General features: G+C 33.5%; 27 protein-coding genes. 23 read left to right on the top strand and 4 right to left on the bottom strand.

The features are described 5' to 3' along the window. Positions 1–10: 10 nt before the first annotated feature. Entirely contained in the window at positions 11–1,204 is a 1,194-nt protein-coding gene (locus AACM45_RS18655) for a hypothetical protein (RefSeq protein ID WP_339144550.1), read from the bottom strand. Positions 1,205–1,242: 38 nt separating this feature from the next. Here AACM45_RS18655 and AACM45_RS18660 point away from each other — a divergent pair, with 38 nt between their 5' ends. Then, positions 1,243–2,547, top strand: a complete 1,305-nt coding sequence (locus AACM45_RS18660; protein ID WP_339144552.1) for a hypothetical protein — start codon at positions 1,243–1,245, stop codon at positions 2,545–2,547. A 38-nt stretch (positions 2,548–2,585) separates the two neighbouring features. On the opposite strand, the gene AACM45_RS18665 is transcribed toward AACM45_RS18660, so the two are convergent. Next, a complete protein-coding gene (locus AACM45_RS18665) occupies positions 2,586–3,752 on the bottom strand; it encodes an alpha/beta hydrolase (RefSeq protein ID WP_339144553.1) in 1,167 nt (388 codons plus the stop codon). A 681-nt stretch (positions 3,753–4,433) separates the two neighbouring features. Between AACM45_RS18665 and AACM45_RS18670 the strand changes: the two genes are divergently transcribed. Next, complete coding sequence (locus AACM45_RS18670; protein WP_339144554.1) at positions 4,434–5,630, top strand: site-specific integrase; 1,197 nt, start codon at positions 4,434–4,436, stop codon at positions 5,628–5,630. Between the two features lie 109 nt (positions 5,631–5,739). Here the strand turns inward: AACM45_RS18670 and AACM45_RS18675 are convergent, their stop codons facing one another. Continuing rightward, entirely contained in the window at positions 5,740–6,303 is a 564-nt protein-coding gene (locus AACM45_RS18675) for a Crp/Fnr family transcriptional regulator (protein ID WP_339144556.1), read from the bottom strand. Between the two features lie 185 nt (positions 6,304–6,488). Here AACM45_RS18675 and AACM45_RS18680 point away from each other — a divergent pair, with 185 nt between their 5' ends. From AACM45_RS18680 to AACM45_RS18775, 20 genes are all read left to right on the top strand, one after another. Continuing rightward, positions 6,489–7,226, top strand: a complete 738-nt coding sequence (locus AACM45_RS18680) for a DUF3108 domain-containing protein (protein ID WP_339144558.1) — start codon at positions 6,489–6,491, stop codon at positions 7,224–7,226. A gap of 44 nt (positions 7,227–7,270) precedes the next feature. Further along, positions 7,271–7,720, top strand: a complete 450-nt coding sequence (locus AACM45_RS18685; RefSeq protein ID WP_339144559.1) for an SRPBCC family protein — start codon at positions 7,271–7,273, stop codon at positions 7,718–7,720. A 104-nt stretch (positions 7,721–7,824) separates the two neighbouring features. After that, the gene (locus tag AACM45_RS18690) at positions 7,825–8,553 is read left to right on the top strand and encodes a hypothetical protein (RefSeq protein ID WP_339144561.1); all 729 of its coding nucleotides are present in this window, start codon (positions 7,825–7,827) and stop codon (positions 8,551–8,553) included. 1 nt (position 8,554) lies between these two features. Beyond that, complete coding sequence (locus tag AACM45_RS18695) at positions 8,555–9,499, top strand: hypothetical protein (RefSeq protein WP_339144563.1); 945 nt, start codon at positions 8,555–8,557, stop codon at positions 9,497–9,499. A gap of 66 nt (positions 9,500–9,565) precedes the next feature. After that, the gene (locus AACM45_RS18700; protein ID WP_339144565.1) at positions 9,566–10,582 is read left to right on the top strand and encodes an OmpA family protein; all 1,017 of its coding nucleotides are present in this window, start codon (positions 9,566–9,568) and stop codon (positions 10,580–10,582) included. A 43-nt stretch (positions 10,583–10,625) separates the two neighbouring features. Further along, on the top strand, positions 10,626–11,321 hold the full coding sequence (locus tag AACM45_RS18705; RefSeq protein ID WP_339144566.1) for a hypothetical protein: 696 nt from the start codon (positions 10,626–10,628) through the stop codon (positions 11,319–11,321). Positions 11,322–11,345: 24 nt separating this feature from the next. Then, complete coding sequence (locus tag AACM45_RS18710; RefSeq protein ID WP_339144568.1) at positions 11,346–11,771, top strand: hypothetical protein; 426 nt, start codon at positions 11,346–11,348, stop codon at positions 11,769–11,771. Positions 11,772–11,918: 147 nt separating this feature from the next. Continuing rightward, positions 11,919–12,803 (top strand): alpha/beta hydrolase, encoded by an 885-nt coding sequence (locus AACM45_RS18715; RefSeq protein WP_339144570.1) that lies wholly within the window; start codon positions 11,919–11,921, stop codon positions 12,801–12,803. A gap of 75 nt (positions 12,804–12,878) precedes the next feature. After that, positions 12,879–13,697, top strand: coding sequence for a carbohydrate kinase family protein (locus AACM45_RS18720; protein WP_339144571.1), 819 nt, complete (start codon positions 12,879–12,881; stop codon positions 13,695–13,697). An 11-nt stretch (positions 13,698–13,708) separates the two neighbouring features. Then, a complete protein-coding gene (locus AACM45_RS18725) occupies positions 13,709–14,380 on the top strand; it encodes a hypothetical protein (protein ID WP_339144572.1) in 672 nt (223 codons plus the stop codon). Positions 14,381–14,383: 3 nt separating this feature from the next. After that, positions 14,384–14,806 carry a hypothetical protein gene (locus tag AACM45_RS18730; RefSeq protein ID WP_339144573.1) on the top strand — a complete coding sequence of 141 codons (423 nt, stop codon included), beginning with the start codon at positions 14,384–14,386 and terminating at the stop codon, positions 14,804–14,806. Then, positions 14,803–15,876, top strand: coding sequence for a family 16 glycoside hydrolase (locus AACM45_RS18735; RefSeq protein ID WP_339144575.1), 1,074 nt, complete (start codon positions 14,803–14,805; stop codon positions 15,874–15,876). Before AACM45_RS18730 ends, AACM45_RS18735 begins: the two co-directional genes overlap by 4 nt. A gap of 382 nt (positions 15,877–16,258) precedes the next feature. Beyond that, the gene (locus AACM45_RS18740; protein ID WP_339144577.1) at positions 16,259–17,167 is read left to right on the top strand and encodes an alpha/beta fold hydrolase; all 909 of its coding nucleotides are present in this window, start codon (positions 16,259–16,261) and stop codon (positions 17,165–17,167) included. Positions 17,168–17,172: 5 nt separating this feature from the next. Further along, positions 17,173–18,120, top strand: coding sequence for a TolB family protein (locus AACM45_RS18745; RefSeq protein WP_339144579.1), 948 nt, complete (start codon positions 17,173–17,175; stop codon positions 18,118–18,120). Between the two features lie 133 nt (positions 18,121–18,253). After that, on the top strand, positions 18,254–19,285 hold the full coding sequence (locus tag AACM45_RS18750; protein ID WP_339144581.1) for an alpha/beta fold hydrolase: 1,032 nt from the start codon (positions 18,254–18,256) through the stop codon (positions 19,283–19,285). A 10-nt stretch (positions 19,286–19,295) separates the two neighbouring features. Further along, the gene (locus AACM45_RS18755; RefSeq protein ID WP_339144583.1) at positions 19,296–20,510 is read left to right on the top strand and encodes a serine hydrolase domain-containing protein; all 1,215 of its coding nucleotides are present in this window, start codon (positions 19,296–19,298) and stop codon (positions 20,508–20,510) included. A gap of 126 nt (positions 20,511–20,636) precedes the next feature. Continuing rightward, positions 20,637–21,536: a hypothetical protein gene (locus tag AACM45_RS18760; RefSeq protein WP_339144584.1), complete on the top strand. Its 900-nt coding sequence runs from the start codon at positions 20,637–20,639 to the stop codon at positions 21,534–21,536. 173 nt (positions 21,537–21,709) lie between these two features. Beyond that, positions 21,710–22,276 (top strand): Crp/Fnr family transcriptional regulator, encoded by a 567-nt coding sequence (locus AACM45_RS18765; protein ID WP_339144586.1) that lies wholly within the window; start codon positions 21,710–21,712, stop codon positions 22,274–22,276. Between the two features lie 64 nt (positions 22,277–22,340). After that, the gene (locus tag AACM45_RS18770) at positions 22,341–22,979 is read left to right on the top strand and encodes a hypothetical protein (RefSeq protein WP_339144588.1); all 639 of its coding nucleotides are present in this window, start codon (positions 22,341–22,343) and stop codon (positions 22,977–22,979) included. Between the two features lie 2 nt (positions 22,980–22,981). After that, positions 22,982–23,692 (top strand): class I SAM-dependent methyltransferase, encoded by a 711-nt coding sequence (locus AACM45_RS18775; RefSeq protein WP_339144590.1) that lies wholly within the window; start codon positions 22,982–22,984, stop codon positions 23,690–23,692. A 268-nt stretch (positions 23,693–23,960) separates the two neighbouring features. Here AACM45_RS18775 and AACM45_RS18780 read toward each other — a convergent pair whose 3' ends face one another. Beyond that, complete coding sequence (locus tag AACM45_RS18780; RefSeq protein WP_339144592.1) at positions 23,961–25,520, bottom strand: amidohydrolase family protein; 1,560 nt, start codon at positions 25,518–25,520, stop codon at positions 23,961–23,963. Positions 25,521–25,633: 113 nt separating this feature from the next. On the opposite strand from AACM45_RS18780, the gene AACM45_RS18785 reads away from it, so the two are divergent. Continuing rightward, positions 25,634–26,698: a helix-turn-helix domain-containing protein gene (locus tag AACM45_RS18785; RefSeq protein WP_339144594.1), complete on the top strand. Its 1,065-nt coding sequence runs from the start codon at positions 25,634–25,636 to the stop codon at positions 26,696–26,698. Positions 26,699–26,737: the final 39 nt, after the last annotated feature.

Here is a 26,737-nt window from a genome sequence, read left to right on the forward strand (position 1 = left end):
GTAGTATTCATTACGGTTCAATTCTTGCGATAAAGCCCCAATTCGTATGTTGTTGCCTATTTAGGTACTTAAAACCCTTACCAAAAAAAGCAGCATCCCCCTCAGCAATGACGACAAGCTCATTCTTACCTTTTTTCAAAGGAAGTCCGATTGAAAAAGTACCATCGAAAACCCGTTCAAATTTTATTTTCTTATAGTCAAAGACAGCATTGCCATTTAAAATTATCTTAACGCGGCCCACGAAATCAAAATGTAGGTTCTTGACCGATTCGTGTTCAGCTTCCATAGTGGTCTTGGCAACCAAGACTCCTTGCGGGTACTCAAAATATGGGGAGAAATTCACATAGGAATCTGGAGACGTATTAATGGTTTTCCAATGATTTTGGGTGTTCGCCAGGTCTAAGATGTTATCAAAATGCCCAACTATGGTATCCCTATTGAATTGCCTTGATATTTCCCAATTCGTTAAAAAGCCCTTTTCAGACGGGGGGCTTACCTTAATTTTTGTTTCCAATAAGGGTTGATACGTAATGTTGGCAAAGTAGGATGGGCCGAACAAACTTCTTAGTAAAAGCTTTTCACCATTAATTGGATTATCTAAAATGGAAAGATCCATTTTTGGTTCGGGCTCATCGTTGACGAATACCTTCAAATTTTTGCCCCTGACCTCAAAGGCAGCATGAAACCACTCTAGGGATTGTACGTCTGCAGTGGTCTCATATACCGGATAATTATAAAAAACCCAGCTTAACGCACCATTATAAATCGGAATATACTGAATAGCCTCCCTGGTATTGCCCATTTGGGGCCTAAAGTAGATGAACTGATAGTTAAGTCCATCCTTGGCATGAAATCCAAGTCCCGGCATTATCTTTCCGGCAATATCCATTTCCACCCTAAAATTTTTGGTCTTCAAGTCATTCAACAAAGCTATTGAACGGGCATAACCATCTAATTTTATGGCCTGCTTTCCTTTGAACAAAGTATCACCCACGACCACTTTTTCGTTATCCTCAGAATAAACGGTGTATGATCCCGGATTGAAAATTGATTGTTGGGCATCGACGAATAGTATTGACAACGATGCAATAAATAGTAACTTAGTGTAACGGATTCCCATTTTGATTGTCTTTGTGCATATGGAATCGAAGCTATCAATACTTTGGTTTTTGACGGGGTCATTTTCAAACCATTTTCCGTTCATTTTTGACCCACAACAACAAAACACTGAAAATCAATAGAATGACGCAATCCGATAAGGTACTTTTAGCAGAAATCAAAAAAAAAATCGCTAGGGATGCCCGACTACAAGATACCACAATATGGTCTCAAAAAGACTTCGACTTTCTTTCTTATTTCATTGAGGAAAAAACGGCCTGTAGATTAAGCATATCAACTTTAAAAAGGATTTGGTCGAATGACCACCAACGTCTTCCGCATATATCGACTTTGGATGCCCTGTCTAAAACCGCATTTGACAAAAATTGGAAGCGCCTTAAATCAGACTCATTATCACATCTGGTTACCAAGAAAGACGATACGGCGAAGAGCACCATTTTGGGTCGAGAAAAAAAGTTGAGAAAAATCGTACTAGCATCGCTACTGACAATCCCCATCATCTTGATTTCAATTGGAGGTACAAAAACACGTCAAAAAAAACAGCGGAATGGGCAAGAAATGCCCGATATTGCCTTTAGCCATAGAAAGACACTAGACAATAAATTGCCGAATACCGTTGTTTTTGACTATGATATTGAACAAATCGAGGCCGATAGCTTTTTTTTACAACAGAGTTGGGATACCTCTAGAAAGGTTGAGATCTTCAAAGGAACCAAACAACGAACGGATATCTACTATGTTCCCGGTTATTTTACGGCAAAACTCTTTGCTGACGATGAAATAGTCAAAGAAATTCCCGTTCATATCGTCTATGAAGATTGGTTCATGGCAGCCAGACAGCCAATGTCAAACATTATTACGTTTGACCTACATCTTTGGTTAAACGAAAAACATCTAGGTATAGCAACTGAAACATTGGAAACAAAAGGCATTGACCTTAATAAGCAGTTTCAGTTGGCGTATTACTATGTCAAAGACTTCGAGGTTGATGGTGACAACCTTTTTTATAAGGCTTCGTTTCGTATGGATGCCCTCGAAAATGTGGATTGCCCCATGGCAAACTTCCACCTTCAGGGTACCACAGGCTATTATTGGATCATGGTTGGAAATAAAGGCTGTGGAAGTGAGGTATACCTTCGAACCGGGGATACTATACACAATGGAAAAACGCAAGACCTAACCCAACTTACTACCAATATATACGAATGGAACGAATTGGAAATTCACACGTCAAATAAGAAAGTTCAACTGCTATTGAATGGAACGGAAGTATTTTCTACCTCATATCAGGACCCTATCGGAAAAATCATGGAAATCAGTTATTTCTTTAATGGACCGGGGATGATCGATGATGTCGAACTAAAAAATGGACTAGGCGAAATCAAGTTCTTTGACGATTTGGAAAACCATAATGCTCAAATTCCATAAAACCATTCTAATTTCCCTAGAGTTGCCCAAGTACTTGTCTATTTGATTTTAAAAGCTGTCCTTACCCTAGTTTGATCTGTGTCCAGCTGATTTGTGAAACTAATTACCTTGCCTTTTTCATCTCTGTTGAAATGAAGCTTGAAGTACTTTCCTAAAATGGCAAATTCAGAAGATGTAATGGCTTGAATTGGTATCCCTTGTGATGCTCCTTCACGGGTTAGATTTAATTCCCCATCCTCAATCATAATTTGGCGAACATAGTTGCCATCTTTATATGTGCCACAATAAGGTTTTAATTCTTCTTCAGTTAATTTAATCACTGGTCGCTTATAAGCAAATCGCATCCCTTGATTGATGGCCTCTGCTTCACCTCCTAAATGCCCCATATTGTCAATCTTTCGAAATCCTAAAGTCAGGTTTTTATATTGGTGCTTTTTTATTTGCTCATACACACGAATGGCATTGGGCATGTCATTGAACTCACTATTCATGAACACTACTTTGGCATTAAGATTTTTATTCTTTTGATGGAAGGTTTCTTCCAGCTTTTGTAAATAATTATCGTCCCACCAAAAGGTTGCATTGTTGATGATATAGTTGTTAAACAAGTTTGGTTTTGTGAAAAGCGTGTAAAATGTGAACATGCCTGCAAATGAAGTGCCCGCCAGTGTACGACTAGCCTTATCTGTTTTGTACTGACTGTCTATCATTGGGATGATTTCGTCACTCAACACCTTCAAAAACGTTGATGCACCACCGGATGAAGCAATCCTTTCTATTGCTGTGGGTGTAAGGTCTCTAGACCTAGTTAAGGTTGGTCTTTCGTTTGTTCCGCCATTGTTGATGCCAACTATAATCATTTCAGGAGCAAAACCATCATCCCAGATGCCATCAAAAACTTGTACTGCAACTCCAAATGTACGGTAACCATCCAGGGTATAAAATACGGGATATCGTTTTGCAAGATCATGGTGATAGCTGGCAGGGAGATTAACGTATAGTTTATAGTCACTGTTATTAATCTCAGAGTGAAAATTGATTGCTTCACTGCCAACCGTGAACAAATCCTCCGGTTCTTTTGAAACGATCTGAGCATTTCCTGTAAGCGACAGAAGGAGAAGGATAAAAGTTGACGTGTAAAATAAATTAATGTGTTTTTTTATCATCTTTATGATTGGAATTTTCTTTTCGTGTTTTACTATCATTTTTTACTAGATTTCATTTTTTCTAATAGTCGAAATCTTTAATTTATATAATACTAACAGCACTATTTCTTAGGCCCTACTTACTACATAAAAGTTTGATATCCATATCAAATGTTGAATAAACATATAGTATAATCTTCGTTTAATATATTAAATAGGATGAGCACAACAATAAAATGACAAAGTCATTTCATCATTGATATGCCGCTTTTATAAAGAAATAAGGGGAAATTGTATTTATAGATAGTATTTTTAGAGCATGCAAAGTTGACCTCCTCCCAATTACAATTCAATATTTTAACACATTTTCAATCTCATTTTTGAGGATAAAAAGTGCTCACCGAATCGCTCACCGGAATGGTCTCCCCCCAGTGTTTTTGTTTGAAATCCAATAGATGAAATAAAAATGAAAAAGCCCTAAATTATTGATATTTAGGGCTTTTTGAATTAAAATAGAAGATTGTAGTGATCGCGGCAGGATTCGAACCTGCGACCGTCTGCTTAGAAGCTTCTTTAAAGGAACTTCTTCAAAATTTAAATTAAGCATATCTTATTGATTTTTAGTTGTTTAAATACAATTTGGTTTTAAATCATATCATTTGATTTCAAGTATTTGTTTGCAAATTGTTTGCAAATTTTTTTATTACCTTGAAGTGTATGAGGACGTATTTAAGCCTATTATTGGATACTAGAAGAGCCAAAAAAGACGGCTCTTACCCTATCATTTTTCGTCTTACCCATCTCAGAAAAACAACATCAATTTCAACAGGATATTCAATATTAGAGAAATATTGGGATTCTAAAAAATGTACAATTAAAAGGAACTATACTAGAGTAGAATCCATTGCTAGGCTAAACACTTTGCTTCTTAAAGAGGAAGCAAGGGCAAATGATATCATTAATCAACTATATGATAAGGGAAAGCTTAATTATTTTTCTATTACTCAGGTAAAAAATAGGATCACCCGAAACAATACCTATGATTCATTTTATAAATATGGAGAATTACTTTCTGAGGAATTGAAAGTCTCACATCAATATGGCACGTCTAGGAGCTATAGAGGAATTATTTCCATACTAAGGACTTTTACCAAAGGAAAAGACTTAAAGTTTAATGAACTCAACTATGACTTTATAAAGCGATTTGAACGCTACCATCTAGCTAAAGGAAACAGCATCAATAGTCTTTCAGTTTATCTAAGAGCTATTAAGGCTATTTATAACAAAGGTATCAAAGCCGGACTGGTTGAAAAAGAAGCTTATCCATTTGCTAATTATTCCATACGACAAACTCCAACAGAAAAGCGAGCACTGAATATTGATGATATTAGAAAAATTATGGAACTAGAAATTCCGAAGGATATGGTTTTGTATCGATACCGAAACTATTTCATTTGTTCTTTTCTATTATATGGGATGAACTTTACAGATATGTGCTATCTCAAATTGAAAAATATTGTAGATGGTAGAATCAAATTCAGAAGAAGAAAAACTTCTAAACTATATGATATCAAAATAACGGAGCAATTAGCTCAAATTCTTATCATATATCTAAAGGGAAAGGGTAAAGAGGACTATATTTTCCCAGTAATAAAAAGAGAAAATCCAGAACTACAAGAGCGAGAGATTTCTTGGGAACGCCAACGCTACAATAGAGGCTTAAAGACTATAGGGGAAATGTGTGGTATTGAACAAAGACTAACCACATATGTTTCGCGTCACAGTTTTGCCACACAAGCTATGCTCAACAATGTACCTTTGCAAGCTATCTCTGCCATGCTTGGTCATAGTAAACTAAACACCACCCAAATTTACCTAAAGTCTTTACCAACAAATATACTTGATGATTATAATCAGCAGTTGATAGAAATGATATAGGAAAAGTGAATAGTTCCTAAAAATTTAATAAACCAACTAGTTTTAAAAAAAGCCGGTTTAACTAAACCTATTCTATGAAAACTATTTTTCATCGAAAAGCATCAAAAAATCATCTACCTGAACGGATTCTGCTCAATGTCTCTTGGGTCATTCCTAAATACGAGGCTATCATGCTTAACGGAACTCTTTGTAAGATACCAGGGTGAGTGTTGATGAATATTTCATAACGTTCTGCGGCAGTATTAAAATGAATGTTGTCAAGTCTTTTGTCTAACAATAAGATTCCTTGATTACTAAATAGTCGGCCTATTTTTTCGAGTTCACGGCTAGAAGAAAACAGTTCTTCCAATTTAGCATATTCAAATTTCCATAAGACACATGGCTCCAAAGTTTCTATCCATTTATTGCTTGGCTCTCTTGTAAAAAAACTTCCAATGGCTCCAACAAATTCATTTTCTGGGCCTATCCAACAAGTCACATCTTTACCATCTTTATAGAGATAGATTCTGATCAAACCTTTCTCTACAAAATAAAGGTTATTGCATACATTGCCTTCTTCAAGAAGTATCGTTTTAGATGGGTATTCTACCCTTTCGATAGTACTAAGCAGTAGCTTTTCATTTTCGGGGGACAAATTACCAATATCCCGGAAGGTTCTCAATAAGTTTTCCATTCCACGTATTCTCTATTTTTTAATCTTCAAGGTTTCATTTCTAAGACGCTATCACAAGTGTTTTGTTACTTCAAATTTTCACTTTCTTATCATCTATATGTTACGCTCCCTATTATTTGATATATATCAAATATATTCTATTGGCAAATTTTCATTTTTGCCATTCATCAATCAATAATATAAACATGAAAAAAATCGTCCTATTCTCTTTATTCTGCTTAATTAGTACATCAACAGTAATATCTCAAAATGCAATTAACCCATCAAATCTCAAGATAGACAAAGCCTTTATATTTCCAGAAAAGTACACAATGAATATGTTCTTTATTGTGGATTCTCAAAAAATACCAATGGGGAAAATTCATACCTCATTAGTTAAAGTAAACGAGAATATTGCTATCATAACCAAGTTACAAATGCCAAATCAAACGGATGGTCAATGGATAGATAGCACCGTTGTTAATTCTACAAATTTTAAGCCTTTATATCATTCGTCAAAAAACCCTCAACGAGAAATGGTTATGGAATTTGGTAAAAAAATCACCGGTTATTATAAAGATTTAATGACCGGTTCTAAAACTCAAATTTTAGAGACGACTATTGAACCTTTTTTTGACAGCAACTTTTACCCTTATCTAATACGGTTACTACCGCTTGAAGATGAATATGCTACTGCAATATACATGTTTGATTACAACCCAAAATCAAAAATTGGAATTATGAAAGCAACCATTTTGGACACTAAGTCAAGTGAAATTGATTTTAATGGAAAAGAAAGAAAAATTTGGGTGGTTAAAACCACTAATGACATTTCTGATAATAAATTCATTACCACCTTCTATATAGATAAAACAACAAGACAAACACTGAAACAGGTTACTGAAAATGAACGTGGGCAACTTGTTATGGAGCGCACAGAATAAGTAACCATTGACACAATCAAAGTCAATTAAATAAACACCTATAAATGAGCAAAGAAAATAGAACAATAGAATTAGAAAGAACCATTAATGCACCACTAAAACTGGTTTGGAAAGTGTGGACAAACCCAGAACATATTGCCAAATGGTGGAGTCCCAAAGGAATGGAAACCCAAATAAACCATTACGAATTTAGTGAAGGGAACACCTGGAAATATATTATGAAGCTGCCAAATGGACAAGAATTTATTGCTGAAGGCCAATTTAAAGAGATTGAAGCTCCCATTAAAATTGTAACCGAAGCCCATTTTCGTCCAAAAACTGAAGGTGTTCTTCTGGAAACACTCTTTGAGAATCAAGGGTTACAAACCAAATTAAAATTTAATGTGGTACACCCCACCGAAGAATACAAACTGGCACAAGAACAAATGGGCGTAGATAGCGGATGGGAAGCAGCTATTGATAGGTTTGCTGAATGTATATGGAATTTATCATAATCAAAAAATCATATCAACATAAGATTCCATCGAATCAGTATAACCACTACAATAATACTATTTGAAAATAGACGAGTGAATTTCAGCGTAAAATACTTCTTGGATTGGAAGAAAATCAAGTTATGACCAATACCCTTAAAATCAGCATTTTTCTATTCCTAATGGTTCGGAGCATTGGATTTTCGCAACAAAAACAAGATAGTTTAGCAAATAGGATTTCAAAAATTAGTACAGCTACCACTGCAGAAAAATCAACAAAATCTTCCATTCCAGTAGAAACGATGTTCGGTAATCGAAAAGTAAACTATCTGTCAATATTAAATAATAAGTTAGGGAACAGTAAGAAGTTAAGTTATTTCAGTGTAATCACTATTGCTGCTCCATATGATAAGACCAATGGCCCTAATGAATTAATTGTTTCTAACGCATTGACTTATAAATTAAGTAAAAAATTGTTTGCTACGGGAGGGCTGCAGTACCATTTTCTAAAGGGAGTTGTTCCTGCTAGTGGTTTCCAGTTTTTTTCCGCAAATGCCAAATGGCTATTTGTTCTTAGTTCAAGCATTGCTTTTGCGTTAAACACTAGCTTTCAAAATGTTGGTATTATGGAGTTTAAGCCTTGTATTTCAAATATATTAAAGCTATACACCAGAGTACAGGGAATTTATAACATTAAATTAAAAAATAACCTTCATGAAAGAAGTCTTCTTTATCTACGTACGGGACTTACTATTAAAAGAACCAGTTTGGGTTTAGGTTTTAATATGGACTTTTACGGTCCTGATAAAACAAAACAGGAGAACTTTGGGATTTTTATCCATCAATTGTTGTGATATGATTGATATTTTAAAAAAAGTAAATAGCTATCCATCCATCTTGCTACTATTAATATTTATGTGTAGTTGTAAGAGTACCAATCTTTCGTATTTCAACAAAACGCTTCCTACCACAACACCGGTATTATTTGCTCCTAATTTGGTCAATACTAATAGGATTGAACTTAATGTGGTTTTTAATTATGATCATACAGAAATGTTCTTCTCAAGAATTGTAGAGAATAGTTTTGTGATACATCATTCTGAACTTATAAATGGTGAATGGTCCAATATCGAACCCGTTAAAATGTATGCCGATGATGTTTTAGTTTCTGTTGCCTGTGACCCTACTATTACTAAAGACGGAAAAACCATGTATTTTCTTGGTGTTGACCCAGGGTTATATACTAATGATGTTACTAGAGAAGAACTTTATAAAATACCTCCAGACATTTATAGAAGCAGAAAAGTGAAAGGAAAGTGGGAGTTAGCCTCTAAAGTGGATTTTTCAGTTTCCACTGAATATATAGAAACCTATCCTGTGGTTACGGCTGATGGGAGTTTATATTTTCGTTCAAACAGACCCAATAATAAAGGAGGAATGCAGACCTATCGTGCGCATTACCTGGGAGATGGAAAATTTGAAACACCTGTTTTAGTAAACCTTAAGACAGAGCACAAAGAACTAATAACCTATGTTTCACCAGATGAGCGATATGCCATTACCAATGGACAGGGTAGATTTCAAATAACGTTTAAAAAAAATGGCGAATGGACTAAACCGAAAGAAATACCCTTAAACTATGATAGTGATTGGAGGTATTATTGTCCTTACATGTCTTCAGATGGAAAGTATTTTTTCTATTCCAGACGATACAATGACCCCAACAAAAAAGGATGGGTTGGAGTGGAAAAAGGAGAGGTTTATTGGGTAAGCGCAGACATACTTTTAGACGTAAAATAGAATAAAATTTCAGTAAAAAAATTAAAAGATTGGGACACTGATTTTAATTAAAACTTACTACAAATAATGAAAAAAACATACTTAATAAGTTTTGTCTTACTGTTGCTTATAATAGGCTGCAACGATAAGACCAAAAAGTTATCTGAATCCAAAAAAACACCTAGAGTGCCAGATTCATCAAAAGCAACTAAAACATCCAATCAAGAAAAAATAAAACAATTCAATTGGGATGATATAGCCGAATCAACTGTTGATATTGGTGCTTTTCCATATATCTCTCCTCCGGAGGGAATGGTTGTAGATAAAGAATATTCGACGTCTTATGAGTTCGATAAACTCGAATTTTTTGATGGCAACTCTTCCTTTGTTTTAGATGGTAGGGTAGAAAGGATTAAGACAGAAATGGAAGGTGATAAAGAGTGGCAAGAATACTACTTTCAAAAAAGTATTTCAGAATATTTAAAATCCATAGGGGCACAACTACTATTTGAAGGGCAAATACCGAATGAGTTTATCCAGAAATGGGGAGAGGACCCTAATGCCATATATGCCCATATGCATGAATTCTATGCAGGCGATGTTGTGAATTACCCCGTTAGTATTTATGTCCTTAAGACACCGAATAAAAAAATAGGTGTTCAAGTTTCGCCAACCTCAAAAAGAATAGGTATTGTAGAAAACAGTGCATTTGTACAAACTATAGAAAAAATATCAGCAGATGATATTTTTAAGGCTATTGAAAAAGAGGGAGTAGCCACATTGTACATCAATTTTGATACGGGAAAATCTAGAATCAAAGCCACATCTTATGAAGTTATTGGCGAAGTTGCTAAAATGATGATAGACAATCCAAACCTAAGAATTAGTATAGAAGGCCACACCGATGCTACAGGTAACCCAATGGATAACATGAGACTATCTAAAAGCAGGGCTCAAACTGTGCTTTTAGCCCTAACTGATGAAGATGTAGATGCTGCAAGGCTACAGAGCAAAGGTTTTGGCCAAACAAAACCAATTGATACAAATACTACTGAAGAAGGAAAAGCGAAGAATAGAAGGGTTGAATTAAGAAAACTAAACTGATTGAAAAAACGGAGTTATTGAATAAGTTCAAATCTTAAAGCTAATGAAAAAACTATTAATTATCGTCTTTGGAATATCTTCAATATTACAATCATGCAAACATGATAAAGCTAAAGAGATATCAATTTTAAACCAAGAAAAAAAATCATTTGATTATTTAAATGTCGATTTAAAAGAGCAGTCAGACTATTACTGTAAAGTAAAAATCAATAATGACGAAGGGGTTACTACAGATTACCTAATGAGCAGTAGTAATGCCATGAAAAAAGAAAACATATTAACATTATTTGGTATCTCACTGAACGATGCGATGTATGAAAAATATGAACTTTATATCAGCTTAAATAGAGTTCATAACTCTATAGATCCAAAACTCGAAGTTGGAACTTACAAAATAATTCCACTTTTTTCAGATATCGAAGATGATAGTTTAAGCTTTCGAATTGGTGAAAGTGTAATTAGTGAACAAAATTTTGAGGAAACTAAAAAAAATAATCTATTACATGAGATAGAAGGAAGCTATGCACTTGTATCTGATTATCCTAACGTCTTAAAAATTAATGATGTAATCAATTTAGGAATTACAGAAAAAAGCTTGTACTACACAACCGGCAAATATCGAGTAAAAGGAGAAGCTCAACTCGAATTATTAAGTGTTGATACTGAAGAGAAACTAACGGTAAGTATTGACTTCGATGTTGAGCAAGAATGGTATTTAAGCAAAAAGAATCTTGATTAAACTAGAATATCAATAAAAAGAAAAATGATTAAAAAACAATTTTTAGCAATAACTATATTAGCTTTATTAACATTATCTTGTTCTTCAGATGATGACCCGAGAGATAATTACCCCAAAAAAAAGGACATTTCATTTTCTGTTACATCTTCTGACACGGATCGATTATCAAGAGTAACAATTAAGATTATAGGGAATGGTGTGGAAATTTCTAATTCTTCTTATAGTCAGTCCCATCTACCTTTGACAAGGGAATATTTGAAACAATCAATTCCCTTCCAAACACTATTAGGTATTACATATGAAGATAACTCAGGCGGAGAGATTGGAGTTCCTTTTGAGCCATATAATATTAAATTTATAATAAAAGTGGACTCTGAAACTGTTGCTGAAAAAGAGATTACGATTAACGGCCCTGGTACTGTTGATTCTGTTGAGTTTACATTTAATTAAGAATTTGGGTTACAAAGTTTACCCGCAATTTGACAAACTTGAATGTGTTTGGATTTACCAAAATTCCCAAACTCAAAACCAAATCGTATAAATAACTAACGATTCCTACTTTTTTCAATTATGAGAGACTGGTATAAAAAATACACAATGAAACATAGCTTTACATATTATCTTACACTCATAATAATCAAATTAAAAGGTTTAAAACAAAAATTTAGTCAAGACCCTATTGATTATGAATCCATACGCAAAGAAGATGTATATAAACCCAATGGAAAGTTCTTTAAAAAGAACATAACTAATAGGTTACAGATATTAAACACCTCAATTACTGAAATTGGGCTTAATGATTCAAATAAACTCATATTGTTTATACACGGTGGAGCGTTTATCTCTGGTCCTGGTAAACATCACTGGGATACCGTAAAATCTATTGTTCAAAGTACAGATTGCACAATTTGGATGTGCAATTATCCAAAGGCGCCCGAATTTCATATCAGTGACATCTCAGAGAATATTGATGCTGTTTTTATGAAGGCTACTGAAGTGTTTGAACCCAAAAACATAATCTTATTAGGAGATTCCGTGGGCGGAACATTAATCACAAGTTTAGTGCAAAGACTGTTACAAGAAGAATGGCAATTGCCCAAAAAATTACTATTGATTTCACCAGTAATGGATGCTTCTTTTACCAATCCAGATATTGATAAGATAGATTCCTTTGACCCCATGCTCTCAAAAAAAGGGCTGTTAAGTGCAAAGAAAATGTGCGCAAAGGACTACCATTTAAAAGACCCTATCATTTCCCCTATTTATGGAAGTTTTGAGGGTTTTCCAGAAACGATTCTTTATGCGGGGGAAAGGGACATTACCTATCCTGACCAAATTTTGGCCTACAAAAAAGCAAAAAAAGCTAACGTAAACATCAAACTGATTGAGGGAGAGAACATGCCTCATATTTGGCCCTTTTTACCTATTATGAAAGAAGCGAAGATGGCATTAAATGGATTAATAACCAAAATCAAAGAATAATCTAGGTAATTCTCTGAATAAGTTATCAGTTTAATCTCTTGAATACAGTTAAAGACAGTCTAAATCCTAAATATTTTGCATAACAATCCAATTAAAATCACAGCTTTAACCTCTTTCTGCGTTGACTTCTTTCCAGAAATCGGCACAACATATGTAGGTGGTAATTCTTTAAATTTTGCTACACAATGTAGAATATTAGGTCAACCTAATATTTCAGTAATTGGTGCCATTGGAAAAGATACATTTGGAGATCTTATCCAACAACATTTACATAGCTATACTATAAATACTTCTAGAGTATACGCTAGTGGCGAACCTACGGCATCAAACAAAATTTTTATTGATAAAAATGGAGATCGGTTCTTTAAAGAAGATAGTTGGAATGGAGGAGCTTTTGATACATTCAGATTATCTGAAAATGACTGGGATTCCGTTAGAAATAGTCAAATAATAGCCATGCCAGCAGGTGATCCCAATTTAATAGAACTGCTGGATAGAAGACATCCGGATCAATTGGTAGTGATTGATTTTTTAGACTATTTGGGATTAGATTATATAGAAAAACATATAGACAATATTGATATTGTTTTTTTAAGCGGAAAAGAAAATCAATTAAATGACCTTTTTGAACTATCTGTAAAAAAGCAAACTTTGATTGTTCCTACAATGGGGGCAAAAGGCAGTATCGCTTTTTTTGAAAACAAAAGATACTTTCAAAAAGCAATTGAAGTTGATAAAATAATTGACACGACAGGATGTGGCGATGCCTTTCAAGCAGCATTTAGCATAGAATGGTTTTATACAAAAGACATTAAAAAATCCTTATACGCTGGCGCTTTTGCTGCAAGTAAGGTCCTAAGTTTTTTAGGTGGAGTTCAAAAAATAATTAATTAAAAATCTTAATTATGAAGATAAAGACATTTCAAAAAATAGGCGGGTTCTCCTCAATTTCATTAGGTTTAATTTACATCTTAGCCTTCGTAGTCTATGGTGGGATATTAGATTATCCGAGCAAAGAAGCATCTGAAACTGAAAGACTAGCATTCTTGTCAGATAATTACTTAGTGCTATCCTCAATAACTTTTATTAGCTACGTCTTGTTCGGGATAATACTAGCTGTTCTGGTGATAGTTATGCATCAGCGAGTAAAAGATAGTTTTCCCAACAGTTCTTTGGTTACATCTGCCTTTGGTATCATCTGGGTTGGTTTGGTTGTTGCCAGTGGAATGATTGCAAATATTGGACTTAATTTGGTATTGGAAATTGGAATTGAGAATCCTGAAAAAGCCATGACAATCTGGTCTAGCGTGGGTATTGTTTCAGAAGGACTAGGTGGCGGCAATGAGATAGTTGGGGGGATTTGGGTGCTGCTATTAAGTACTATAAACCTCAAAAGTTCCCTTTTTTCAAGGTCATTGAACTTTATAGGCTTGCTTGTGGGTTTTGCAGGTATCTTAACTGTTTTACCTATTGATATATTCAAAGAGGTTTTCGGAATTAGCCAAATCATTTGGTTTATATGGATTGGTATGACATTAATTCGCAAACCAATCGACATGAAATACAATGTAATTTAAAATATGAATTCCAAATTGGCAATCAAGATAATGTTATGGGCATTGGCAGGCATCATATTCTTTCACTTTACCGTCATATTTAAACTGGTGCCTTTTGAAATCACCTGGGGAGGTAGATTAAAAAGTGATATGGAGATGTACATTTTCGAAAGCATTTCAATCCTACTCAACCTACTTTTGTGTACAGCTCTCCTTATAAAGGCTACGTATTTGAAAGAGGTTATATCAATGAAATTCGTAAATATCATTTTATGGTTTTTTCTTTTTCTGTTTGTCTTAAATACGATTGGAAATCTTTTCGCTAAAACACATATCGAGAAATTCTTTGCCATACTCACTTTTATGTTCTCCCTTCTGATTTTTATCATCCTTAAGAAAAAACCACAAGATAAATTCTACCGAAATTCTTCAACAAAAAAATCATGAAACAACTCCTTTACCTTGTAATCTGCTTATTTGGCATCCAAATTTTAGTAGCACAAAATACTCAAACTCAAATTGAGATGATTCCTTCTAATTGGAACGTCCCCAATGATGCCTTGTTTGAAAAATTTGACAATAGAAAAACCCTTGTTCTAAAAAATGGTAGAGCAACAGTAAAGAATTTGAATTTTACTAATGGATCTATCGAGGTAGATGTATATGCTAAATCTAAAAGAAGTTTTGCCGGTATCAGCTTTAGGGAACAAGACGATACATTAGAAGAGGTTTACATGCGATTACACAAATCCAATCAGGCAGATGCGGTACAGTACACACCTATGTTTAACAACGAATCCAACTGGCAACTATATCGGGAACACCAAGCAAATACATCTTTTAAGGATGAAGGTTGGAATACCTTGCGCATAGAATTAAAAAACCGAAGCGTTCAAGTATTTGTGAATAACGTCAAGGTTATGACTGTGGATAACTTAAGAACAGAACAAAAAGAAGGTATTATCGGACTTTGGGCTTTATTTGGGAACCGATTCTCAAACTTTAGGGTTACGCATGGCAGTATTTCTGAAAAGCAAGCTGAAATAGAAACACCAAATAGGGACATGAATATCATAAGGTATTGGGAAATCACAAAAGCGTATCCCTACGAAGAAGGTAAAGTAAGATTCGAAGATTTTTCAAAAGAAAATTACACTACGGTATCAACCGAAGCATCTGGATTATTACCTATATCCAAGTATGTTAAAAAGACAACCTCTGGTAGCTTTGAACGAAATAAGGAAGAATATGTGGTTGCCACTACATCCATCAATTCAAAGACAAATAAAACACAGATTTTTTCTTTTGACTATAGTGATAAAGTTTTGGTATTTATAAACGGTAAACTTTTTTTTAATGGTAATAACGCTTTTAGACAAAAAGGCGTCCAATTTATGGGGCACATAGATATCAATACCAACAAACTATATCTTCCACTTAAAAAAGGTGAAAACAAAATTCATTGTGTGGTTATAGAAAAAGCTAATGGCTGGGGATTAATTGGAAAATTAGAATAATCTTTTACAACAGGGTTGAAACCTTTCAAACTAACTTAAACGGATCATCCAAAAAGGGCTTTTATGGAAGATTTATTATTGAAATGTATAACAACAACGAGCAAATCCTTGGAAGAAGAGATCAGTCCTTTAGAGAAAAAGTTAAAGCCTTTGAAGTTCAAAATGGGTTAGACCATCCTAAATATGGTAGGAGTGTGTTCATCGGCCTATTTTATTATGGATGGAGGTTTCTATGAGTATTATTTGAATGATGATTTAAACAGTAAAGTGATTGACCCTTGAAGTAATTTCAAAAAACCTTAGCCTTGGCAATGAAATGAAAATATAACGCTTTCAGAACTTAGTAAATGGTATACTTGATGTATAAATTTAGATTTACTCAATGAATTCGGAAATAATAGAAACGAAGATAAATAGAACCAAACAGCGTATTCAACTCAGAGATAAAAGACATCTGGGTTTTGCTGAATACGGTCCTCGTGACGGATATCCAATAGTCTATTGTCCCGGCTCACAAAGCTCAAGATTAGAAATGCATTATGATCTTTCTTTTACAATTACCCATCAGCTAAGAATTATTGCAGTAGATAGGCCAGGTCATGGGATGTCAGACTTTAATCCAAAGGGTAGTATTCTTGAATTTGCACGAGACATCAAAGAACTGATGGGGTTCCTCAAGATAGATCGATTCTCAGTTGCAGCCATGTCTGCTGGAGCTCCTTTTGCTTTCGGTATTGTTTATAAAATTCCTGAGAAAATTAATCAAATGGCTATTGTTAGTGGATTTGCTCCTCTAACAAAGCATAATAAGAAAGCTTTGTCTAGAAAAATTAAGCTGATGCTTGGTGTGTCAAAATCATTTCCTAAATTCTTTGCCCTACTCTTAAGGTTTCAGGCGAAGCAAATAGCTAAGAACCCTGAGAAAGTACTTCAAAGTTTTTTAAAAATGATGAATGACTCAGACAAAAAAATCCTTGAGAACCCAGCGGTGATTAAGGTGCTTCAAAATATGTTTACAGAAGCCTATAGAAATGGCAGCAAAGGGGTTGCTTATGAGATTTCTAAGATATTGGTAAAAGATTGGGGGTTTGATTATAGCAAGACACAAGTTCCTATATCATTTTGGCAAGGAGAGAAAGACAATAACGTTCCTTATGAGTGGGCCGAATTTATGGCGAATCAAATAGAGCGATCCAGTTTGAAAACATACCCTAACCATGGACATTTATTGATATTTGATCATGCCGAAGAAATTTTTTCAAGCTTAAAAGATCCCGTATCGTTAAACTGATGATCATGATGAAAATAGTTGACAAAAAAATATTTTATAAAGCTCTAGTAAAATTCTACATCCTCTTTTTATTCTTGTTGGTTGGAGCCTGTGTCCCCGAAAATAAGAATACACTATATACTCTGGAACAGAGTCCGAATCATTTTCCAATTGACTTCAAAAGTGAACTTGTTCCCGAAGGAAAAATCATCCATAGAGGAATTTTTAGCCCCGACCTTAAAGAGTACTATTACACAGTTTCCGACACGAACTTCGGAAACTTTCAGGTCTATATAATTCATAGCCTAAATCATGGCTGGTCCGAACCCGAACTTGCTTTTTTTAATAGTCAATACAATGAGCATGGAATGAGTTTTTCTCCGGATGGAAATACTCTTTATTTCAGTTCTACGAGACCGATTCCAATGGAAGGAGTCAGTGCAACATGGCACCTGTGGAAGTCTGAGAAATTGAATGGACGATGGAGTGAGCCTGTTTTTGTAGACATTCCCAATTTAAGGAGTAAGCTGGTTTCTCATCCCACCGTTACCAATTCAGGAACCCTTTACTTTCATTCGAGTAACCTTGACTATAGTGAAATGAGCATTTATCGATCTAAAAAAGTGAAAGGAGTTTTTCAAGAGGCAAAGCAAGTCTCATTTTTCAACAATTCAGAAATACCAACCTGTACGCCATATGTTTCACCTAATGAAGACTATTTGATCTTTGCTTTGGTTGGAAATCAGCTTGATTTGATGATTAGTCATCGTGATGGTCAGGGGCATTGGTCCAATCCGATAAAATTGGATAAAAAAATAAATACGCATGGACAAGGAAACCCATATGTAACACCAGACAACAAGTTTTTGTTTTTAGCAACTGGCAAAGAGGGAGACTCATGGAAGATTCAATGGGTGAATATTGAAGGAGAATTGGAAAATCATTCATTTCAAAATGGTTACAACCTTCCTTAATAGCCGGGAAAAGTTTGATCAAATAGAACACTTATAAAAACCGATAAAATCAAATTATGAACACAAAAATATTGATGACCTGTAGCGCTACTTTCTTGTTCATAGCAGCTCCTCATAAGCTAAAAAAAATCGGATGAAAAAGATCGGAAAGACAATTTTAGCAGTGCTCGTATTGATTGTTGTAATTCTTTTTGTGTATACCAAAATAGATAAAAGTCCTTCTGAAGATACCATTAGCAAAGAATTAAGGAATTGGAAATCAAACTCGGAAGTCTTTCAATTCCAACAATTCAATATTTCCTATTTCGACACCAAGGATGCATCCAAAGAGGTTATTGTATTGCTTCATGGATATCCAACGTCGTCCTTTGATTGGAGCTTACTATGGGAAGATCTGAAAAAAAACTACAGACTCATAGCTTTAGACATGTTGGGTTTTGGTCTGTCCGATAAACCTAGTGATATTCAGTATTCCATTTCTCTTCAGGCGGACATCCAAGAGGCTATTTTAAAAAATCTCCAGATTAAAAGGTTCCATATTTTGGCTCATGATTATGGAGACAACGTTGCTCAAGAAATGATCGCGCGCTTTATGGAAAGCGGATCAAAATATCCTTTCCAAATCAGGTCAGCAACACTGTTGAATGGAGGCTTGTTCCCAGAAACTCATAAGCCTACCAGGGTGCAATCTTTACTAGCGAGCCCATTAGGAAGTCTTATTTCCCCTCTTGTTAATCAATCACTCTTTGAGAATAGCTTTAAAAAAGTTTTCGGAGCGCAATTCCTTCCATCAAAACAAGATCTTATTGACCAATGGTATTTAATATGCCAACAAGGAGGCAACAGAATCAATCATAAATTAGTTCATGCCAGCAACGACAGAATCGTCAATCAAGAACGATGGAGAAATACACTTGTTCAAGATAGAATTCCCATACTTTTTATAAATGGACTACAAGATCCTGTGACTGGCAAAGAGACCGTTGATAGATACAGAAAGATTGTTCCAAACCCAAACCTAATTACGCTTGATTCCATTGGGCACTTTCCTCAATTGGAAGCACCAAAATTGGTCCAAAAAAATCTTGTTAGGTTTATAAATAATCCAGAAATGATTTTTGAAGAACCAAAGGTCCTTATTAACGTAGTTACAACGAATTTATAAAAAATATCAAATGAAAAAGTTACTGAAGAGTACATTACTCACAATTCTTTCAATTGTCCTATTCCTAATTGTACTTTTATCAATTCAATATACACCTACTTACGTTTATCGACTCATAATTATGAATGTAGCGGATGTTTATGATTATAACAATTTTGAAAATCATAGGATTAAAGGAGCAAAACATGCGAATACATTTATTTCAAATCCAAAAGAGAAGTATATAGAATCCCTATTTGAAGAACTCGTAACTAAAACTGGATTTAACAGCTTTAAAGACTGGGCAACCGGGTCTCAAACGACTGCTCTTATTGTTATAAAAAGAGATACAGTCATTTATGAGAAATATTTTAATGGTTTTAGTAGAGATTCCTATTTCCATTCTCAATCTATGGCAAAGTCTTTTATATCGTTTTTAATTGGGACTGCTATTGATGATGGTTTTATAAAAAGTGTTAATGAACCCATCACAAATTATATTCCTGAACTTATAGAGCGAGATTCAAACTTCGAAAAAATAACCATCGAACATTTACTTGAAATGCGTTCAGGGCTTGAGTACAACACAAGTCGAATACCCTTCACTAATATTCATTCTCCTTGGCACGACGAAGCGGTTGGATACTATCATCCCAATGTTCGAAAGTTGTTGCTTAAGGATGTAGAAGTTTTATCCGAACCAGGAAAAGATTTTCAATATTCTAATTATAATACAAGCTATTTAGGATTAATTCTAGAAAGAGCTACTAACTTATCTGTATCAAATTATTTGGAGCAGAAATTATGGTCAAGAATTATGGAATATGATGCGCTTTTTTCCATAGACAGCAAAGAATCTAATTTTGAATATATGCCAAGTCGTTTGATTGCCCGAGCGATTGATTATGCGCGTTTCGGTCAGTTAATGCTAAACGAAGGAAACTGGAATGGTAATCAAATTATATCCAAAGATTGGGTTTGGGAATCTACTAGAGAAAACAAATCAATTCCTAGAGCTATATACCCTAAATGGTTTGGTAGAGGAGAAAAAAGAATTTACTATAACTACCAATGGTGGGGGCATGTAAATAAAGATGGTTCTTTTCATTTCTATGCAAACGGAAACCTAGGACAGAATATTTACATTATACCACAAAAAGAAACTGTAATTGTCCACTGTGGTAATTCACTTCAATATTACAGCAGTGATTTTGACTTATGGAACGTTGCTTTACAGTTGAAATAGAATTCAATAAGAGTTAGGATTCAAAATGAAAACTGACTGTAACACAGTGTATAAAACATAGCTAATAATTACCAAACCGAGAGGTTTGTATATTCTTATGTTGGCGGTAATTAAACTAAAGAGAACTTGAAAAACAACATAATTAAATTTTCAGCACTTATTTTCATTCTATTTTTAAATGCTTGCAAGCCTGATAAGTCGAACACAAAAGAGAATGATTCATCAAAAAAAGAGATTCTTTACCTAGGTCAAAAACCACCTGGCTTAATACCAGAGCCTTTTGCCCCTGGATTAGTTACTACTCAAGGCTGGGAATATTATGGAGATTTCACACCGGATTTAAAAGAATTCTATTTTCTAAGAGAAGTAGGAAAAACTAAAGAAGATAAGAGAACGGAATTCGTCGTTATGAAAAGAACTCATAATCAATGGCAAGATTCAGTAATATCCTCTAGAGTTGGTACACCTTTTATCTCTCCCGATGGTAAGACTATGCACTTAGGTAGAAGATATAAGGAACGTAATGATAACGAAGAATGGTCTGAAATAAAGGAACTTGATTCTCCTTTTGACAGCTTACCGATCATGCGTCTTACGGCTTCTTCTAAGGGCACCTACTTTTTTGATGAGTTCAAAAAGGACTTTACAGGTGATATTCGTTACTCGCGACTTGTAAACGGAAAATATGAAGAACCGAGGCTACTCAATAAAGAGATTAACAAAGGAAAAAGCTTTCACCCATTTATTGCTCCAGATGAATCATATCTACTTTTTGATAGCAAAAGAGAAGACGGATTTGGGGATTCTGATATTTATATTAGTTTTCGTCAACAAAATGGTTCTTGGGGTAATCCTATTAATTTAGGAAATAAAATAAACACTGAAGCTTGGGAAGCATCGGCGAGTGTTACGCCGGATGGAAAGTATCTTTTCTTCAACAGGAACATGGGTTCAAAAGAATATGAGAATGTGGATATTTTTTGGGTGAGTATGCAAGTTGTAGAGAACTTAAGACCAAAAAATTAAGATATAACTACCGCCAACACGGTGTATAAAACATTGCTGGTAAATGCTAAACCTAAAGGTTTGTGTATATTTAGAAAGTCCGCCAAATTTTTAATTTGGCTTTTAGAAAAAGAAACCATAGAAATTCGGCTCTGTATTAAACCGATAAGTTAGATTCTTTTTAAAATAGACTTATGTCAAAGAATAATTCACTTCAAAATTATTTAATACAAACCATTAAGCTTTCTAAAAGAGAAACAGACTTCGTAAAGAATAAGCTTAATCATTTAGAATTAAAGAAAGGCGATTCATTACTTAATATTGGTGATGTGTGCTCATCAGCTTATTTTATTATTTCAGGAAGTTTCTACCAATACAACCATGATGACGATTTTAATATAAAAGTTATTGACTTATATTCTAAAGAAGATTGGATGTTAAATCATCGAAGTTTTACTTCAAGAAAACCATCACAAAACTCTATTGAAGCTTTTGAAGACAGCACGGTGTATGAACTGTCCATAGAATCAATACATGAGCTCATAGCAATATCTCCTAGTTTTCTTAAGCTTGGGAAAATATTAGATATAGCCAATAATCGTCTAGAGTTTTTTGATCAAAACAAATCTGCTGATGAAAAGTATAGATATATACTAACTCAAAAGCCGATGCTGATTCAAAAATTTCCTTTAACAATTATTGCTTCATATCTGAAGATATCTCCAGAAACATTAAGTCGTGTTAGAAAAAGAATTAATTGACTTTAGTCAAGAGAGAGATCTTAGAATAAGATGAATATTTGTCGATATTTTAAATTTCTCTTCAATGAAAAGTCAATTTTATAAGATTACAGGGATTTCTTTGTCAGCAGGTTCCTTCTTGGCTATCATTACAATGATTTTACATCCATCAGGTGGCAGCTTCCAAGAAATTATTAATCAAGCAGCTAAGATGCAAATTGCACATTCAATTGCTATTGCTTGTATACCATTTATGTTGTTTGGATTTTATGGCTTAACCGATAGGCTTTTAGGTCTAAGAAAAATTTCTAAACTTGCCCTTATTTCGGTTACTCTTGGACTTTTTTCAGCAATGTTAGCAGCTCTATTCAATGGCTTAATATTACCGAATTTTTTAAACCAACACGCAAAAAGTCTAGAACAAAGCGAGTCTTTTTTGAAGATCCTAGTAAGTTATGGTTTTACCATTAATAAGGCATTAGACTATGTATTTATTGTTGCTCTTATTTTTGGAATCTTAATCTACTCTATTTTAATAATTAAAACTCAAAAAATCTCTAAGTACTTAGGCTATTTCGGATTATTAATATTAATATTTTCAATAATTGGTGGTCTTACAGGTTTTGCTTTCACAAGCTTAATTGGTTTTAGGATTTTTGTTTTTAGTGTTGCCGTTTGGATTTTATGTTCAGGAATATCATTAATTCAATCTAACAAGGCGTAGTTATGAACAAACTAAAAATCAAAGCGGCATATAATGAATTAGCCGAAAGCTATAGTAGATTGATAGAGCACAAACCTCATAATGCTTATTACGATAGACCTAATACATTAAGTTTACTTGAAGACGTAAACAACAAATCAGTTCTCGATGCAGCTTGTGGTCCTGGAAAATATGCGGAAATATTGCTTTCAAAAAATGCGCATGTAACTGGATTTGACTTCAGTTCTGAAATGATAAAATTTGCTAAAGAAAGAAACCAAAGTAAAGGTAAGTTCTTTGTGCACGACTTAAGTAGTCCTCTGACAATGATAGATGACAAATCCTTTGATTTTGTTCTATGTGCATTGGCTTTACATTACATAGAAGATTGGAACTTAACAATCAAAGAATTTCACAGGGTTCTCAAAACCAAAGGTCAATTAATTATCTCAATTGAACATCCATTTTTTGAATACAATTACTATGAATCTAAAGATTATTTTAAAACAGAACCCGTTAAATGTATTTGGTCAGGGTTTGGAAAACCAATTGAAATCAATAGTCACAGAAGACCACTTCACGATTGTATTTCACCCTTAACAAAGAATGGGTTTTATATCGACAAATTGATAGAACCAAAACCCTTAAAAGAGTTTGAAAAATTAGATCAAAAGCATTATGAAGAACTTATAGAATTTCCAGCTTTTATGTGTCTTAGAGCAGTTAAGAAATAGAAGGCATATACCGAAGACCTAAAAACAACACTATAAATAAAAATGAATCTTTTGTCTTTATTTCTCCAAACTCTTTAAATTCTCGGAATAAATACGATGTGCACGTGTTAAAAATGAATCTATCCAAACTATTTTATTCTCTTTTTTAGAAATAGTACCTGATTTACTTACAAGTTTTTGGACTTGCAAAAAAAAGTGGACAATCAGATAAAAACTACCATTAAGATTAAAAGGTTAAATAATATAAACCAATACAGTCAGTAGATTTTTAGTCTGCAAACTGTACTCTAATTAATGGACTACTTATAAAACTATACATCACTTTAACATTCATATGAAAACTAGAAGCTATAGATTGCGTGAAGTCTTTTAATTCTTGTAAGGTACTGGAACTATAATATGTGCCATTAAGAATAACACTGTTGATTGATTTTGAATTAGTTATTTTTTTTAAAGGATTTTTGTCTAGAATAACTAAGTCCGCTATTTTTCCGTTTTCAATAGTTCCATATTTGTTTTCCATATTTGCAAATTGTGCAGGAATAATAGTTGCACTTCGTAAGGCTTCTAGGTTTGAAAAACCACTTTTGGTTAACTCTTCCAATTCGTCATGAATACTAAATCCTGCAAAAGTATAAGAGTCTGTAACATCTGTTCCCGCCATAATAGGGACACCTATTTTATTAGCCATATCAACTTGCTTTTTTGAAGCTTCATAAAAAGAAGCACTAAGTCCTTTATTTACTGATGATGTATTTTGCTTTTTATTATGATTGACATCAAATCTCCACCATAGATTTTTTCGTGCCCAAGAAACATATTTTAGTTTGGGATTGCTTAAAAAAGAGTCTTTATGTGCAAGCGCTTCAAATTTCAATGTTTGTAGTGTAGGTGTCCAATACACATCATACTCTTTCATAAGATGCATGAATTCAGTAGCTTTTTCAAAATTAAAATCCTTCACCATTGATTTTTTTGATTTTTGAAAAAACTGTTTCCAGTCTTTAGATACTCTAAGGCTATCTGCTTTAGGAAAAGCTTCATACATAAAAACACGACCATGTTCAAAACTGCGCTGTCCCAACTTTATAGATTCTTCTAGACTTACAAAAACAGGTTTGTGTCCAGCTAAGTGTAATCCATGTTTTGGTGCCTGAGTTGCAAGTCTCTTATAAGCTCTAGGTGAAATCTGCTGATATACTTTTATAAAATCGACATTCTTATTTTTATAAAAGTTTAAAACTGAGTCTACATCTTCATTTTTTTGAAGTTTAAAATATTTTGGGTAGTTGTCTGGTACAGAAAAAGAACCATCCATTTGATAACTACTTTGTAATATATATTTTGGTGCTACTCGTAAATTATTATTAATGTCTTCATTCCATTGTAAACGTTCTTCACTTCCTACCCAATAACTATCTTTTTTATTTAGTTGCCCAGACATATCTCGTACTCCTGTAATACCGTTAGCAATGTACAATGGGTGATGAAGCCATTCAGACTGCTGATTAGAATGCGTATGCATATCCCATAACCCAGGAATTATGTATTTTCCTTTTCCCTCAATTACTAAATCTGTTTTTTGTATTTGGTATTTTAAAGTGTCAATAGATATAATGATATTATCTTTTATTAAAATAGTTCTATTAGACCTTACTTTACCTGATTTAACATCAATTATGTTTATAGATTTAATCAAGGTGCTAGGATACTTTTTTGGGGTCTTAAAATTTGGCAAAGGCCATAAAATAGCTACTCCAAAAATTAGAATAAGTAGTAAAATGAATACAAATAGTACTTTAATTGATTTAATGATTTTTTTCTTCATTAATAGGATTTATTATAAAATAGTAACAAAGGCTAAAACGAATCGTCTCATTTTAAAGAACCTTTAAAAATTTGTATTAATAAAATAATATCTGTCCTTATGGCGATATATATATGAATACCTATGCTAGTATGCGTTTTATAGATATTTTTCTTCTTCTTATTAGTAGCGCTGGGCTTCTGCACGGAATTACATTTGCTATTTATCTTACTTTTTTCAAGAAGAAAAAATCAACTACTAATTATCTTCTATCCTTAATTTTGCTCATTATGGCTTTTAGAATTGGCAAATCTGTTATGCTTAATTTTGGGGATAATTTAGAGCCTTTATTTATCTTTTCTGGTTTGACCTTACTTTTATTAATTGGACCATTATTAAGATGGTATGCCAAGGGAATGACAACAACTGACTTTAAATTTTCATCTTATTCTTTTATTGAAATTATTCCATTCATAACCATTTTTGTTATTAGTTTTTTTGTTCCTGAAAACGTATTCGAAACTAATCAGCAAAACGTTATAATACTATTCAGCAGTATTTTAATCTTTTGTTATTTACATCTCATAACTTATATTTTTATTGTAAGTATTTCTACAAAAAAATTAAAGAAAAAAAATCTAAATCAAACAAAGTCCCAAAGAACAATATTTGAGTGGCTGCGTTTATTAATTATTGGTTTCATCATCATATGGATTTCATATGTTTCAAACATTGTAGACAATTCAATTCCCTATATTATTGGCCCTATTCTTTATTCTTTTGTCATTTATTTTTTAAGCTTTAAAGCTTACCAACTTAAAATAATTGACATAGACGGAAATGTATTTAAAACAAATAATGGCAGCCAATTATTTAGTAAAATATCCTCGCTAATTATTGATGAAAAATTATATTTAGATTCTACCTTTTCGCTTGCTTCCTTGAGTAAATTAATAGGTGAAAGCACTCAAAAATCTTCACAAATTATTAATGAATATGCCAAACAAAATTTCAATGATTTTATCAATTATCATCGCATAGAAGAAGCAAAAAAACTTTTAGTAAATCAAAGTAATGAAAAATACACTATATCATCTATTGCTTTCGATTCGGGCTTTAGTAGTTTATCCTCATTTAATAGTGCTTTCAAAAAATTTCAGGGAACAACGCCGTCTTTATATCGAAAAAAAGGTGTTTAATTTTTTGAAAATAGTAGTACAATATTCATTTACCAAGCA

This window comes from Croceitalea sp. MTPC5 (assembly GCF_036985505.1).
Classification (GTDB): Bacteria; Bacteroidota; Bacteroidia; order Flavobacteriales; family Flavobacteriaceae; genus Croceitalea.